This window comes from Dyadobacter sp. CY343 (assembly GCF_021390335.1).
In the GTDB taxonomy this organism is placed as follows: Bacteria; Bacteroidota; Bacteroidia; order Cytophagales; family Spirosomataceae; genus Dyadobacter.
Genome location: NZ_JAJUXK010000004.1, coordinates 210216 through 226220, shown reverse-complemented (window position 1 = coordinate 226220; position 16005 = coordinate 210216). Strand labels below are relative to the sequence as shown.

At 46.2% G+C, this 16005-nt stretch carries 14 protein-coding genes; 4 read left to right on the top strand and 10 right to left on the bottom strand.

Annotated features, from left to right (window positions below; genetic code table 11):
• Positions 1–122: 122 nt before the first annotated feature.
• The 3 genes from LZG94_RS12815 (at position 123) to LZG94_RS12805 (ending at position 5590) form a co-directional block, all read left to right on the top strand.
• Positions 123–2552, top strand: coding sequence for a TonB-dependent receptor domain-containing protein (locus tag LZG94_RS12815; RefSeq protein ID WP_409013272.1), 2430 nt, complete (start codon positions 123–125; stop codon positions 2550–2552).
• 141 nt (positions 2553–2693) lie between these two features.
• The gene (locus tag LZG94_RS12810; protein ID WP_215232364.1) at positions 2694–3143 is read left to right on the top strand and encodes a response regulator; all 450 of its coding nucleotides are present in this window, start codon (positions 2694–2696) and stop codon (positions 3141–3143) included.
• 53 nt (positions 3144–3196) lie between these two features.
• Positions 3197–5590, top strand: a complete 2394-nt coding sequence (locus LZG94_RS12805) for a PAS domain S-box protein (protein ID WP_233792279.1) — start codon at positions 3197–3199, stop codon at positions 5588–5590.
• Here the strand turns inward: LZG94_RS12805 and LZG94_RS26465 are convergent.
• From LZG94_RS26465 to LZG94_RS12760, 9 genes are all read right to left on the bottom strand, one after another.
• Positions 5568–6464 (bottom strand): DMT family transporter, encoded by an 897-nt coding sequence (locus LZG94_RS26465; protein WP_233792278.1) that lies wholly within the window; start codon positions 6462–6464, stop codon positions 5568–5570. The genes LZG94_RS12805 and LZG94_RS26465 overlap by 23 nt on opposite strands.
• 10 nt (positions 6465–6474) lie before the next feature.
• Positions 6475–7548: an NADH:flavin oxidoreductase/NADH oxidase gene (locus LZG94_RS12795; protein ID WP_233792277.1), complete on the bottom strand. Its 1074-nt coding sequence runs from the start codon at positions 7546–7548 to the stop codon at positions 6475–6477.
• Positions 7549–7568: 20 nt separating this feature from the next.
• Entirely contained in the window at positions 7569–7769 is a 201-nt protein-coding gene (locus LZG94_RS12790; protein ID WP_233792276.1) for a YwbE family protein, read from the bottom strand.
• Between the two features lies 1 nt (position 7770).
• Positions 7771–10008, bottom strand: coding sequence for an FUSC family membrane protein (locus LZG94_RS12785; RefSeq protein WP_233792275.1), 2238 nt, complete (start codon positions 10006–10008; stop codon positions 7771–7773).
• 135 nt (positions 10009–10143) lie between these two features.
• On the bottom strand, positions 10144–10668 hold the full coding sequence (locus LZG94_RS12780) for a ferritin (protein WP_215232360.1): 525 nt from the start codon (positions 10666–10668) through the stop codon (positions 10144–10146).
• A 111-nt stretch (positions 10669–10779) separates the two neighbouring features.
• A complete protein-coding gene (locus LZG94_RS12775) occupies positions 10780–11127 on the bottom strand; it encodes a DUF6686 family protein (RefSeq protein ID WP_233792274.1) in 348 nt (115 codons plus the stop codon).
• A gap of 97 nt (positions 11128–11224) precedes the next feature.
• Positions 11225–11536 (bottom strand): HigA family addiction module antitoxin, encoded by a 312-nt coding sequence (locus tag LZG94_RS12770; protein ID WP_233792273.1) that lies wholly within the window; start codon positions 11534–11536, stop codon positions 11225–11227.
• A 4-nt stretch (positions 11537–11540) separates the two neighbouring features.
• The gene (locus LZG94_RS12765) at positions 11541–11819 is read right to left on the bottom strand and encodes a type II toxin-antitoxin system RelE/ParE family toxin (protein ID WP_233792272.1); all 279 of its coding nucleotides are present in this window, start codon (positions 11817–11819) and stop codon (positions 11541–11543) included.
• Between the two features lie 28 nt (positions 11820–11847).
• Entirely contained in the window at positions 11848–13521 is a 1674-nt protein-coding gene (locus LZG94_RS12760; protein WP_233792271.1) for a glutamine--tRNA ligase/YqeY domain fusion protein, read from the bottom strand.
• A 105-nt stretch (positions 13522–13626) separates the two neighbouring features.
• Between LZG94_RS12760 and truA the strand changes: the two genes are divergently transcribed.
• On the top strand, positions 13627–14379 hold the full coding sequence (gene truA / locus LZG94_RS12755) for a tRNA pseudouridine(38-40) synthase TruA (RefSeq protein ID WP_233792270.1): 753 nt from the start codon (positions 13627–13629) through the stop codon (positions 14377–14379).
• Here truA and LZG94_RS12750 read toward each other — a convergent pair.
• The gene (locus LZG94_RS12750; protein ID WP_233792269.1) at positions 14373–15968 is read right to left on the bottom strand and encodes an aldehyde dehydrogenase (NADP(+)); all 1596 of its coding nucleotides are present in this window, start codon (positions 15966–15968) and stop codon (positions 14373–14375) included. The two genes, truA and LZG94_RS12750, sit on opposite strands and share 7 nt — an antisense overlap.
• Positions 15969–16005: the final 37 nt, after the last annotated feature.

Sequence of the window (16005 nt, the reverse complement as noted above, 5' to 3'; positions counted from 1 at the left end):
TGGGAGTAGGAATATTTCGTTTTAATATCTACCCGGTTAGAGTAAAACAGCTTTGCAAAACGGTTTCTATTGGTAGCAAAAACAGGGGAATCGTTTATTGAAAAAATATTACAAAAAACAGAATGAGTATCAGGAGAAGTTTCGCGGCAGGGATTTTAATTTGCCTTATCTCGGGCGCAAATATGGCATTTGCCCAGAGTGGGGTGAAATTGAAAATTGTAGGTAAAATCGTTGACAGCCAAAGCAATAGTCCGCTTGGATATGCCAGTATCCGGGTTTTTAAGTCAGCGGACAGTTCATTTGTAAGCGGCGCGATCACCGACGAGACGGGCGGGTTCATTGTGGATATTGCAGCAGGTAACTATTATGCACTATCCGAATTTATCGGTTACAAACCACAGGTTACGCCCGGTATCAGATTGAATTCCTCGAACTCTCCGATGGATTTAGGATTAATCAAAGTAAGCCCCTCGGCACGGACGCTGGATGAAGTTACTGTGCAGGCGGAGAAAAGTTCGATGGAGCTGTCTTTGGATAAGAAGATATTCAATGTCGGAAAAGACCTGGCGAATGCGGGTGGTACAGCGGTGGATATCCTCACAAATGTGCCCTCCGTCGCTGTGGACGTGGAAGGGAATGTGAGCCTGCGGGGGAGTGGGAATGTGCGTATATTGATCGACGGCAAACCTTCCGGTCTGGTGAGTATCAAGGGCGCGAGCGGCTTGCAGCAGTTGCAGGGCAGCATGATCGAGCGGGTTGAAATTATAACAAATCCATCAGCGCGCTATGAGGCGGAAGGTATGGGCGGGGTGATCAATATCGTTCTGAAGAAGGAGCGGAAAGAAGGGTTCAACGGATCTTTTGACATAATCACCGGCCACCCGACCAATTACGGTGCTGCCGCAAATGTCAACTACCGACGTAAAAACCTGAATTTCTTCATTAATTATACCATGTCCTACCGCAATACGCCGGGCAAGAATTTCCTGTACCAGGAGTTGTACCGAAACGATTCCACGTTTATCATGGAGCGGGATATGAAGAGTAATCTGAAAGGAATGGCCAATAGTGCCCGTGGCGGGATCGACTATTATTTTAACGCAAAAAATATCCTGACCGGCTCCTATACGTGGCGTACCAGCAAAGGAAAACGCTTCTCGACACTGAATTACAGGGATTATATCGGCAGTACCAATAATTTGACGAGCTACACAGTGCGCACGCAGGACGAGAGAGAAACGGAGCCGAACTCTGAGTACTCAGTTACTTACAAAAAGACATTTAACAGGAAAGGGCAGGAATTTACAGCGGATGTCCGCTACCTGGATAATTGGGAAAATTCGGATCAGTATTATAACGAAAGTGTATTTAACCCCAATGGAAGCATGTCGGGAATACCGCCACTTTTGCAGCGTGCGGTTAATTATGAGACTGAAAAACAACTGCTTTTCCAGGCAGATTATGTGCATCCTTTTGCCAAAGACGGGAAGATAGAAGCAGGTGCACGAAGTAGCTCGCGGGATATGACCAACGATTATACCGTGACCCAGCGCGGGGAAGACGGCAGCTGGTTTACGCTGCCAAACCTCACGAATGATTTTCTTTATGAGGAGAATATCAATGCAGTGTACGGGATTCTGGGTAACAAAACTGGCAAATTCTCTTACCAGGCGGGCTTACGGGCTGAATGGACGGGCGTAACTACGGAATTGAAACAAACTGCTGAGGTGAATAAACGGACTTATGCCAACCTGTTTCCCAGCGTGCACGTCACCTATGATTTTGCCAAGCAGAATGCATTTCAGCTGAGTTTCAGTCGCCGCGTGCGCCGGCCACAGTATAATGACCTGAGCCCGTTTGCTACTTACAGCGATAACCGGAATTATTGGAGCGGTAACCCGGATCTCAATCCTGAATTTACGAATGCATTTGAGCTGGGACATATTAAGTATATGTCAAAGGGTTCGCTCACATCTTCGCTGTATTATCGCCACACGAATGGGAAAATTACGAGTATCAGGACTGTGCAGGAGGATGGGAGCTCTTACACGCGCCCCGAAAACCTGGGTACGGAAGATGCCTACGGTGCCGAATTTACCAGTTCATTTAACCCCTATTCTTGGTGGAAAATCGATAATAGCGTGAATTTTTTCAGGGCGATCACGGATGGTGCGAATGTGGACGAATCTTTTCAAAGTGATACTTACAGCTGGTTTGTGCGGATGATGTCGAGATTTACACTCTGGAAGTCAGCCGACGTGCAGCTGCGGGGAAATTATGAAGCGCCGCAGCAGACGCCGCAGGGGCGGAGAAAGGCGCTGGCCACGCTGGACCTGGCGGCGACGCGGGATATTATGAAAGGCAATGCAACCCTGACACTGAGCGTGATAGATGTATTTAACTCGCGCAAGTTCCGCTCTGTTACCGAGGGTTTTAATTTTTACACCAGAAACACTTCACAGGGCAGATTGCGCCAGGTTAACCTCACACTGAACTACCGGCTGCACCAGGCGAAGAAGAAGCCGAAGGAGTCTCTTGACGGGGAATTTTAAAGAAATTATGTTTCGTAAAAAAGGATAATTGTCTAACTTGTATATGATTTAGAGATTGTTAGCGTGTTTCACCAAATCGTGTTTTGCGGAATGTCTTGATCAATGGCGATGTTATCTTCTGATAATGCTTAATTTTGAACTATGGGCGCAAAAGCAAATAAATCGATATTTCTGGCAGACGATGATGCAGACGACTGCATGCTGTTTGAAGATGCACTGAGGGAAGTGAGCGACTCGACAGAACTGATAACTGCGAATGACGGCGTTGAACTGATCAGTTTAATGGAAACAACCGTCCCACCTCCGCCGGATGTGATTTTTCTGGACCTGAATATGCCGCGGAAAAACGGTTTTGAGTGTCTTGAACAAATCAGAAATACCAAAGCCTGGGAAAGGATTCCGGTGGTTATATTCTCTACAACCGGCCAGGAGGAAATGGTAAGAAAGGTGTACCAGGGCGGGGCCAATTTCTTTATCAGAAAACCAGGCTCTTTTCCGAAGCTGAAGCAGGCAATCAAACAAGTTCTGGATATAGACTGGAACAACTACAACTGGAAGCTGGTACCAGAGAATTTTTATTATCAATATTAACCTTCTCCTTCTGTTCACTGTTTAATTTGTAAAATACATTTCAGACGATATTGGTGAACGAGTCAACTGAACTCCCGAACCCTGGTAGCTACTTTGATCACCAGGCAGACAGAAACAAGAAGCAATCAAGCGATAGCGAAAGCAGATTCAGAGATACGATGAAGCAAGCTCCGGTGGGAATGGTAATCCTGCGTGGAGAAGATTTTTTTGTGGAAATGGCCAACGATTCTTACCTGAACATAGTTGGCCGCACCGAAGAAGAGCTCGTTGGAAGGTTGCTTTTCGACGCCTTGCCCGAAGTGCGGGAATATGTAAAGCCTGTTCTTACGAAAGTATTGCAGACCGGCGAACCTTTCCATGGAAACGAGTTCGAAGTCACATTGAACCGTTTTGGTAAAAAAGAGTTGTGCTACTTCAACTTTGTATATCAGCCACTTGCTGAAACTTCCGGGGAATTATCGGGGATTATTGTGGTAGCTACCGAGGTAACCCAGCAGGTATTGTCAAAACAGGCATTACAGCGGAGTGAAAATCAGTTCCGGAGCCTGGTTACCCAGTCCCAGTTTGCCAAAGCGATATTCAAAGGCGAGGATTTCGTGATCAGTCTTGCCAATGAAGCAATGCTCAAAAATTTGTGGAGACGGACATTGGATGAGGTAGCAGGCAGAAAGCTACTCGACGTGTTTCCTGAATTACAGCAGCAGAAATTTATCACAATCCTCAAAAACGTATACGAAACCGGGACAATTCACCGGGAAAACGAAGCGCTTGCGCAGGTAGACGGGCCTGACGGAATGCGGACGTTTTATCTCGATTATCAATATGCACCGATATTTGAGGAGGAAGGAAAAGTGTCGGCTATAATGGTGTCCGTGAATGATGTGACAGAAAAGGTAAAATTCCGCCAGCAAATCTCGGAAGCCGCGGACAGGCTCTCACTTGCAACCGACGGTACGAAACTGGCTACCTGGGATTTGAACCTGCAAACCAGGGATATTATTTATTCCGGCCGATTGGCTACCCTGTTTGGTTACGACGAAAACAAACTGCTGACGCACGCCGAGCTACGGGACCATGTACACCCAGACGACAGGCATTCCATCGTAGAAAAAGCATTTGAGCTTGCACTGGAAACCGGTACTTACTATTACGAAGCGCGGGTGATACACCCCGATAAGTCCATCCACTGGATCAGAACGCAGGGTAAGATATTGTACCGGGACGATCGCGTGCCACACCGGATGCTGGGTACGATGATGGATATTACCGACCGGAAAGAATCAGAACTTGCGATCAAAACGAGTGAAGGGAAATTCAGGACACTGGCGGATTCTATGCCGCAATTTGTCTGGACCGGAGACAGGGAAGGGAATCTCAATTATTTCAACAAATCCGTATACGACTACACGGGGCTGACACCTGCCGAAATGCACAAGCATTTGTGGCGCCATATTGTCCATCCGGAGGATTTGAAAGAGAATACGCGGCTATGGAACATATCCATTGAGAATGGTACTGATTTCGTCCGCGAGCATCGTTTGAGAAGGTTCGACGGAGAATTCAGGTGGAAGCTGAGCCGCGCAATTCCGCAACGGAACCCGGACGGTACGATTAATATGTGGGTGGGGACAAGTACAGATATTCACGAGAGCAAGCTTTTCATCGATGAGCTGGAAACGAAGGTACAGCTGCGTACCAAGGAGCTAACGATCGCGAACAGTGAGCTGGTCAGGACGAATATGGAGCTTGCTCAGTTTGCCTATGTGGCGAGCCACGATTTGCAGGAGCCACTCAGGAAGATACAGACATTCGCGACGCGCATTCTGGAAACAGAAAACGATAAACTGTCGGAAAAAGGCAAGGATTATTTTAGCAGGATGCAGGCTTCTTCTACCCGAATGCAGCAGCTGATCGTTGATCTGCTGGCATTTTCGAGAGCTAATGCAGTTGAAAAGCACTTCGAGCGTACGGACCTGAATGAGATATTAAAAGTTGTGAAGGAACAACTTGGCGAGGTAATTTCTCAAAGGAATGCAGTGATTACCAGTGAGCTGCTTTCGACACGAGATGTGATTGTATACCAATTTGAGCAGCTTTTTACAAATATCATTGCCAACTCGCTCAAATTCGTAAAGCCGGGACAGGCTCCGCTTATTGAGATCAAAACCGGGCGAATTGCGGGACAGTCAATAGCCCTTTCGGAAGCTGATCCCGGTCAGACGTACACTTACATTTCGTTCTCCGACAACGGCATTGGTTTTGATGAGCAATTCAAAGACCGGATCTTTCAGGTTTTCCAGCGCTTGCACAACAGAAGTGCTTATGACGGCACAGGAATCGGCCTGGCGATTTGTAAAAAGATCGTGGAGAATCATAAAGGGTTACTGGATGCAACCGGCCAACCCGGGATCGGAGCCTCGTTCATTATTTATCTGCCCGAAGCTTAATACCCGCCTTCTCAGCTGAGGTAGTTTGTTTTTTAGTCTGATAAGTAATTGCAATACCAGCCAGGATGATCACACCCCCGGCGATCATTTGCAACGAAATTTCTTCGTCTATAAAAATCCAGGCAAATAGTCCGCTCACGACCGCCTGGCTCAGCAGTGTAAGAGAGACTCTTTTCGCATCCATTTTTTGCACTGCATAATTCAATGCGAGCCAGCCGATAAGTTGGCAGATCAATCCCTGCACTACAAAAACACTCCAAAGCGATGGCGTGAAACCCAAAAGCGGCTGATCGAAAAACAGACAGATTGCCAGGAGGTAAATGCTCGAAGCCGCCATATTGATCGTCATAAAACTAACAATATCCACTTTGTTGAGTACTGATTTGCTCAGGAGCATATAGGCTGCATATAAAACCCCCGATAGCATCGCCAGGCCAAATCCTGCATCCAGCTTCATCTCGGAGAAATGCTCGAATCCGATCAATATCACAGTTCCGGCCAGAGCGACGATCGTGCCGGCCCAGAATGCGGATTTTGGTTTATCAGAAAGAAAAAAGAATGAACATATACCTACCCAAACGGGCGAAAGATTGGCGAGCAAAGTAGCCTGGGTTACATTGGAAAGTGTGATTGATAAATTCCAGACGGCAATATCAGAAGCGAAGATAATCCCGCACAGAATTGTTGGAAGCCATAGGCTACGAGCGGGCCAGGTAAATTTTTTAGCTAAAAAAACATAAGGCAATATCAGAATGAACCCGAAGAACATGCGGTAGAATGCAGAGGTAATGCCGGACACCGGCGCCCATTTCACAAGTACCGGAAATATGCTGATGCTGATCAGACCAACTACAAGCGCAATCCTCGGGTTCACGATAAAAATGTTACAGGGTAGGTTTTGCCCGGTCGTATTGAATAGGCCAGGTAATATCTTCGCCTAGTTCATGCGCTGCATGCAGCGGGAAGTAGGGGTCACGTAACAGCTCCCGCGCCATAATGATCAGGTCGGCTTCATTGTTTTGCAGGATACTTTCGGCCTGAGCAGCTTCTGTGATCAAACCAACTGCTCCCGTCAATACGCCATTTTCTTTTTTGATCTTCGCAGAAAAAGGCACCTGATAAGAGGGGCCGACGGGGATTTTGACATTTGAAACCAAACCACCGGTCGAAACGTCGATCAGTGACACATTCTTTTCTTTTAATATGCCGGCTAATCTGGAAGATTGCTCTTCGTCCCACCCATTCTCAGCCCAGTCCGTTGCGGAAATTCTTACGAAAACCGGCAATTCCTGCGGCCACACCTTATTCACTCCTTCCAGGATTTCGAGTAAAAACCGTATTCTGTTTTCGAAGCTTCCGCCATATTGATCCTGTCGCGCATTACTGAGCGGCGAGAGGAACTGGTGCACCAGGTAACCGTGAGCTGCGTGGATTTCGATCACTTTGAACCTCGCCTTGAGAGCTCGTTGCGCGGCGTCGGCAAAATCGGAAATTACTTTGTCAATACCAGCCTGATCGAGTTCAAGCGGCGGATTTTCACTTGCGTGAAAAGGAATGGGGGAGGCGCTTAAAGTTTGCCAGCCGCCCTGGTCAAACGGAACTTGTCCGCGGCCTTTCCAGGCTGGGTAAGTGCTTGCCTTTCTGCCTGCGTGGGAGAGCTGAATGCCTGGTACGGTTCCTTGAGAAGTTATGAAATCGGTGATCTGCTTCAACTTTTCAATATGCTCGTCTTTCCAGATACCCAAATCTTCGGGAGAAATTCTGCCTTCCGGCGATACTGCGCTGGCTTCGGCAATGATAAGCGACGCGCCTCCGACAGCCCGGCTACCTAAATGGACCAAATGCCAGTCGTTTGCAAATCCATCGACGGATGAATACTGGCACATCGGAGAAACGACAATGCGGTTCTTTAATTCGACACTTTTAAATGTAATTGGAGTGAACAGGAGTGATGACATAAATTAGTTGTTGGTGAAATTTACTGAATGATTTTAACGCGGCCGACGTCGCCCGTTTCGAGCCTGACCTTGATTCCGTGTGTGTGAACCGGCGCTTTGGTGAGGATATCTTTAACAATTCCATAGGTTAACGTGCCGCTCCGTTGATCTTTCTTCAAAACGATTCCGACTGAAAGGCCGGCGCGGATATTCTTTCTTTCTGTTCCTGATAATCCTTCCATTCTATGTATTAGCTGCCTTTATTTTTTGTAAAATCTTGATTTCGTCAATTGTAATAGTGCTGATCAGTTCGAAAAGCCCATTGATCGTTTTTATATCCGATAACATTTTTCTCGACGCGGATTGATCCGCTTTTTCAATTCCCAGCTCTTTGATTTCCTTTTTTCGTTTCGCGAGCAGCTCGATCAGCTTCTGGTTTTGTGGTAAAGATTCCCGGGTTATCTCAAAAGTATTGTTCTTCTTGCCTTCGATAATATCAGTTGCAGCAAGCAATTGCCGGTCTATCTGTCTGATCATCAGCTCAAATTCCGTTGAAAACTCGGAGTAGTTGAGCATTTGTGCGTAAGTAGACAAAGAGGCAATGTAGGAAGTGAGCATGTGGCTCGTCGCGACAAACTGGTGATATTCCTGCATGTTAAGCTGCTGTCTTTTGGGCTCGGAAAGCATTTTCTGGAAATTATCAGAAAGGTTTGCCATCGCAATGATCGCATCTTTCCTGCTCACTTTCATTTCGTTGATATCGAGCTCCTTACCAGCAAATTTCCCTGCCACCAGATCAAAATATTTTCGGTTTGCATCCAGCGCCTCTTTGATGTATTGATTGATCTGCGAATGCTCCCAAACCGGCAATACGTACGATGAAATCACATAAGCGATCACCGATCCGATAATGGTATCGACCACCCGATCCTCCAATACAGTTTGTATATGGTTCGGATTCAGGAAGTTGAATGATAATATCACATACAAAGTGATGGATGTGGAAGCAATGAAATAGTTGATTTTCAAGAAACTGTATGCCGTGACCATAGCCAGCATCATGAATACAAATAAGGCAGTGCTGTCTTTAACAAGGTACAATAGCAAAAATCCGGTCGCGACGCCAAGCAAAGTGCCCCCAATGCGGTGAATATTCCGTTTTTGCGTGATACTGAAAGCGGGTTTTAAAATCACCACAATGGTCAGCAAAATCCAGTAGCCGTGGCCAAGTTCGAAGAAGAGCGATGCGACATAGCCCACCAGCAAGCCAAGCGTAACCCGGACCGCGTGGCGGAAATGGCTGGATTTAAGTGACAAATTATCCAGTAAGATGCGTGGATGATATTCCTGTTTCGGGATGAAATTGTCTCCCTGAACATTCAAAGTGTACCCTTTCCCAACCTCTGCATCGTAGGTAGTAGCGCGGTGCATTTTCTTGATACGCTCGGTAACATCCTGCAAACTGTTCAGAATCTGGCGCAGCATGATAAAATCCTCCATGTTCTCATGGGTCATTTTATATTCACGCATCCGCTCGAACGCTTTCTGACATTTCGCAAAAGCTTCGTCCAGGTCGTGGCGCGGCTGGGAAGCGAAGCCGCTTTGAACTGCTATCCCGATCGTCTGAATTTCGTCGGCCAGCCAGGTGATGTAAGTTCCGAATAGCCTGAGCACTTTGGTATGGTCAAATGCCCGGTGCAGGTTCGCGTAGTTCTGTTGTGAGTTTAATATGCGTTCGAAAAGGTCAATGCTGTCGAGGAACATTAGCATTAATATGCGGCTTTTGTTAGTCGATTCGGTGACGATCTCGCGCGTTTTGAAAAGTATCTCCCTCAGATTTTCATGATTTTCACGGAGTAATACCTGCTGCTTTACAATCCGATTGAACAACCCATCGTAGTCGGGATTGGCAAAATAATAACCCGCCTTGATAGAAAGCAGTTTACCCAGCTCTATGAAACTTTCACCGAGAAGCTGCTGGATCAATTTATAAGGCAAAAGCTTTTGCAGGATCATAAAAAGCAAGAAGTACCAGATCCCGCCAGCAGCAAAAATGGCCGCGGTACGCAAAACCATATCCCCGCTCAGGTGATCGTCGATATTGAATACGAACACCAGCAATGCGATCAATCCGATGCTGTTAACGCGGTTACCGTATACGCCCACCAGCGAAAAAAGCATCCCGAAGACGATGATCTCAATAAAAATGACAAAGTGGAGGTGCCGCAGAAAGCCGGTAATGCAGGCCACGACGAAGCAGGTACCGATCGCAACCAGCAATGCATTTCGCCTGCGGTGATAGGGGCCGGGGTTATCCGTGGCGCCGATAATCAGTGTCCCAAGTGGAAACGCGATCATCTCGCCAAGGATACCGTAATGCTGAAAAATAAGGCTTGGAATGATCGCGCCCAGCGTTAAGCGCACTCCCGTCGACAGGTTATGACTGAAAATGAATTTCTTAAATTCGTCGAGATAGATCATTTATTATGGCTGGCGGCGCTTTTTGCAATACTACTATTTTAATCTCAAAAGAAGCAAAAGACATACCACATCAGGATATAAAACAAGAGGCTGCCTCCTTGCAGAAGCAGCCTCAGACTTATCATTGCTGATATTTTATTCTTCGTGTCCGAGTTTACCGATCGCTTTGTCGATAAAATACTGGCCTGTACCTTCTTCTCCGATCACATCGAAAAGTTCAAGTGCGCGGCGTGCATTGTCTTCTTCTTCTGTTTGTTCTTTAACAAACCACTGAAGGAAGTTTTCAGTTGCATAATCTTCTTCTTTGCGGCTTTGCGATACAATGCGGTTGATCGATTGCGTTACCGCGATCTCACTTTGTAGTGCAGCTTCGAAGATACTTTTGAAGGTTGGAAATTCGTGTCTTACAGCGGGTACTTCAGGAGAAGTTGCGTTTCCGCCTACGAACATCAGGTAGTCAAATATCTTAACCATGTGCTCTCTTTCTTCCTCAGACTGCTTCATGAAATATTTAGCACTGTATCTGAATCCGTTGCGATCACACCAGGAAGCCATTGCCAGATATTTGGCAGAAGCCTCAGCTTCCATTTTAACCTGGTTATTTAAAAGTATTTCTATTTCCTCTTTTAGGGAAGTCCGTTGTCTCAATAAATCTCTCATGGTTTACTTTCTTTTTATTTGTATTTATAAGTACAAATATCATGCGAAAGTTCATCAATCCAAATCGGATCTGAAATTTGGAATTGGTCTAATATGATCTGAATGAGCTATTTAGACTGATTCTGGTTCTAAGAAGAGTAGTTGGTGGAGCAGGGAATTCAGCTCGATAGCGAAGTGGGTACCATTCACAAGCTCGCGTAACTGGATCAGTTCACAGAGCGTTAGTTTATGGTAAATGTTTAGCTGCGGAGCCTCAACGAACTCGTAATCAGATTCATCGGAGAGGTCAAAAATTTTGCTGTGGATATCAATACTGTTGATAAACCGGCGAAATGCCAGGAAATCACGGACTTTAAAAGAAGCTTGAATTTCGCCGAAATGAAGTTGGATTCTGGAAGTAAGATCACATTGTACGCAAAAACCTTTCGCAGTACTGAACAATTCATTGGGGGTATTCACTGACAGTAAAGAATTTAATTCGTGGAAATTGTTGCACAAATATAGGATCAAACTTCCTGTCAAGCAAGATTATTTGTAAGCAATCTAATTAAATACTTTAAGCTGACTGTAAGTCACGGTCGTTCCAAAAATGCCTTATACTCGTTCTGTCGACATTTTTCTCTGCATGCCACATATCATAGTTTTTTTGTAGATTAATCCAGAATTGGGTGGAGTTGCCAAATGCCTCAGACAATTTCACGGATAGCTCAGGACTGATTCCTGAATGGCCGTTCACAATCGCAGACAAGTTAGTACGGCTGATACCCAGCCCTGAGGCCACTTCCGTGATCGTCAGGTTGCGCTCAACAATATATTCCTCTCTAAGGATTTCACCAGGATGTACTGGCGGAAGTTCTCTTTTTAACATAGCATCAATGATAATCTAGGTAATCAACATCATAAATATCGCCATCCTGGAATCTGAAAACTATCCGGTAGTTAGGCGAAACTTTGATAGACCAACATTCGGCAAGATCGCCGGATAACTTATGCACTCCGCTTCCCAATTGTTTCACATCCTCCAAAGTTGAAACCGCGTCGAGCTGATCAAATATCCTTACTATCTTTCTAAGATACGAGGCCGGTAATTTAGAACCATTGCCACTTTCATAATAAAGCAGTAGTCCCTTGTGCTTAATGGATACAATCATCAAAAAGTGTGTGTGTATTAGCCTTTTTTTACTTCTCCGCCGCCTTAGCCCAGTTGTCTCGCAATGTAACCGTTCTGTTGAAAACCAGTGCGCCGGGCTGGCTGTCGGGGTCTTTTACGAAATAGCCTTTGCGCAGGAACTGGAACGATTGTCCTTCTTCTGCGTCGAGTAGCGCGGGTTCGGCATAGCCGGTGATAATGTGCAGGGATTCCGGGTTGATGTAATCTTTAAAATCACCTTCCTCAGAGGAAACATCTTCCACCGAGAACAGTCGATCATATAACCTGATCTCGGCTTTAACCGCATGTGCAGCAGATACCCAATGCAGTGTGCCTTTCACATTGATACCGGTTGTATCATGGCCGCTTTTGCTATTTTCAATAAAGCTGCAATGCACTTCTGTTACTTCACCATTTTCGTCTTTCACGAAATCGTCGCATTGAATGATGTATGCACCTTTCAAGCGGACCATTTTACCGGGCGCCAGGCGGAAGTATTTTTTGGAAGGCGTTTCCATAAAATCCTCCTTTTCAATATAGATCTCTCTCGTAAATGGAATCTCTCTGTTACCGGTAGAAACATCCTCAGGGTTATTTTCGCTGTGGCACATTTCCGTTTCGCCTTCCGGGAAATTGGTGATAATCACTTTTAAAGGATCCAGAACGACCATTCTGCGCAAAGCCTTTTTATTCAAATCCTCTCTCACACAAAATTCCAGCAAGCCCACATCGATCATATTCTCACGACGCGCCACACCGATCCGGTCACAGAAATCGCTGATACTCTCGGGAGTAAACCCACGACGGCGCAAACCGCTGATTGTCGGCATCCGGGGATCGTCCCAGCCGCTAACGTGTTTTTCCTGAACAAGTTGCAATAGTTTTCGCTTGCTGGTAACTGTGTAATTCAGGTTCCGCCGCGCGAATTCGTATTGATGCGAGGGATATATATTCAGCTGTGCGATGAGCCAGTCGTACAATTCGCGGTGCGGCGCAAATTCAAGTGTACAAATGGAATGCGTAACGGTTTCTATGGAATCACTTTGACCGTGGGCGAAATCGTACATCGGATAAATGCACCATTTTTCGCCGGTACGGTGGTGTTTCGCGTGTTTGATACGGTACAAAATAGGGTCACGCATGAGCATATTGATATGCGCCATATCTATTTTGGCACGCAGCGTGCGACTTCCGTCAGGAAAATCGCCATTTCTCATTTGTTCAAAAAGTACAAGATTCTCCTCCACGCTGCGATCGCGGTACGGGCTGTCTTTTCCGGGTTCGGTCGGAGTACCTTTCAGCGCGGCAATTTCCTCCGAAGTGGAATCGTCGACGTATGCAAGCCCGTGCTGGATCAGCGAAACGGCGAAATCATATAATGTATCGAAATAATCGGAAGCATAAAGTTCGTGTTTCCACTCAAATCCCATCCAGCGAATATCCCGTTTAATGCTTTCTACATACTCAGTATCCTCAGTTACCGGGTTTGTATCGTCAAATCGCAGGTTGGTATAGCCGGGAAATTTTTTGGTTAATCCAAAATTGAGACAAATAGATGACGCGTGCCCAATGTGCAGATAACCATTAGGTTCTGGCGGGAAGCGGGTAATGATCTGAGTGTATTTTCCTGATTGTAAATCGGCCTCTACGATCTCTTCTATAAAATTCAGGCTTTTCTCTTCCTTTTTGTCTTCCGTAATCATATAATAATGAAATTATCCAATTCTCAAAGTTAATCTTCTTCACAACAAAATCCGCAAATCGGAATGTAAATCGCAAATCTCTGCGGTTTGCCTTACTTTTGCAGCATGCGCTATTTTCTCGAATTTTCTTACCGCGGAACAGCTTACAATGGCTGGCAAAAGCAAAATAATGCGCTCGGCGTGCAGCAGGTTCTCGAAGAAGCACTTACAAAACTCTTTCGTACAACTGTTGAACTGACCGGCAGCAGCCGAACTGATACCGGCGTACATGCAGAACAACAATTCGCCCATTTTGATTTGAATAATCCCATTTCGGACTACGATTTATTCATTTACAAAATAAATGGCATGATCCCGAGAGATATCGCGGTCAGAAATGTGTACCAGGTTGCAGCGGATCTGAACTCCCGCTTCGCCGCGAGTCACCGGAAGTACGAATACCGCATTTCAAAACGGAAAAATCCTTTTTTAACAGGCTTATCCTTTTTGTTAAAAGCAGATCTGGATGTCGATCTGATGAACGAAGCTGCCGGTCTGCTATTGCGGCACAACGATTTTGAAAGTTTCAGTAAGATCCACACAAACGTCAATAATTTCAGGTGTACGATTACTGAGGCGATTTGGATAGAAACGGAAGATATGCTGGTGTTTCATATTCAGGCTAATCGCTTTTTGCGCGGAATGGTACGTGCGGTGGTTGGGACTTTGCTGGAAGTTGGAAAAGGCAAAAAGTCGGTTCAGGATTTTGAGGAAGTAATTATTTCAAAAGACAGAAAAAATGCCGGAGCGCAGGCCCCGGCAGAAGGTTTGTTTTTAACAGAAGTAGGTTACCCCGAGTCTATACTGCAAGGTCACTGAGTCACTTTCTCACTTGTCAATACATTATTCACCAGCCTGTGTATCCCAAGCGGGTTATCATTTTTCAATTCGTCGGGCAGCAGCGAATCCGGCCAGTTTTGGAAAGATTGCGGCCGCACGAAGCGCAGAATGGAATGCCTGCCCACCGAGGTAAATTTCGAATCAACTGTTGCCGGAAATGGCCCGCCATGATGCATGGAAGGACAAACTTCAACGCCGGTTGGCACCGCGTTCATGATAAATCTGCCTGATATTTTGGCGAGTTGTCTCAATAGCGCGGGGTACGAGGCGGCCTCGGCTTCTTCGGCCATTAATGTTGCGGTAAGTTGCCCTTTCAAATGCAAAATCGCATTCAGTAGTTCGTCGGTATTTTCACAGATTACCAGCAAAGAAAAAGGGCCAAATACCTCTTCATGCAACTTTGGATTCGAAATAAATGCAGCTCCTGAAACCTCGGCAACAGAAGCTTGCGCCTGATTTTCTCCGCTGTTTATATTTTCTGAAACCACCAATTCCGAAACATCATTTTGCCCGAAAACTTCATCCCGCAGGTGGTAATAATTCTGACATATTCCCGCTGTCAGCATAGTTGCCGAGACAGTTTCCGCTATTGCTATTTGGTAAGATTCTCTAAAAAAATCCACTCCTTCGGACCGGGTTACAAACACGAGTCCGGGATTGGTACAAAACTGGCCGGCGCCGAGGCTGACGGAAGCTGCAATCGTTTTTCCCAGCTCCTGCGCATTATCCTTCAAATATTCAGGCAATACCACGATCGGGTTCACACTTCCCATTTCGGCGAAAACAGGAATGGGAGCTTCCCTCTCCTGCGCGAGTTTATGCAACGCCATTCCGCCTTTGAATGAACCGGTGAATCCCACAGCCGCAGTCGCAGGATGCTTCACCAATGTAGCGCCTACTTCAAATCCATCGTCGTACAACATTGAAAAAACACCTTCGGGCATTCCCGTTCTTCTCGCGGCTGCCACAATTGCCTGCGCAGTAAAATCACTCACACCAGGGTGCGCCGCGTGCGCTTTTACGATCACAGGATTCCCAGCCGCAAGCGCCGGACCCACATCGACTCCCGCTACCGAATAGGCAAAAGGGAAGTTACTCGATCCAAATACCACCACCGGACCGATCGGAACCAGCATTTTACGAATATCCGGCTTCGGCGCAGGCTGGCGGTCTGGTAATGCAGTGTCAATACTGGCTTCTACCCAGGAACCTTCTCGGAGCAAATCGGCGAACTGGGTTAGCTGGTTAATTGTGCGGGCACGTTCTCCCTGCAACCGGCCGGCGGGTAACCCTGTTTCCTGGCTCGCGCGTTCAAGCAACTGGTCACCGACCGCCAATATTTCTTCGGCAATAGCGATCAGAAAGTCGGCGCGGCGGTTGGCGGGAATTCCGGCATATTCCTGAAATGCCTTTTCAGCAAGGCGCATTGTCTGCTCTACTTCAGCACTGATAGCTACGTGAAATTTCTCAGGAAGAAAATCGTCTTGGGAAGGTACATAAGCCTGAAATGTACGATCACTTTCGGCTGAAAGTGAGTAACCGATATAGTTTTTACCCTGAATAACCATTTGATAAATCTTTGTTTTGATATAACCTTAAACAAAA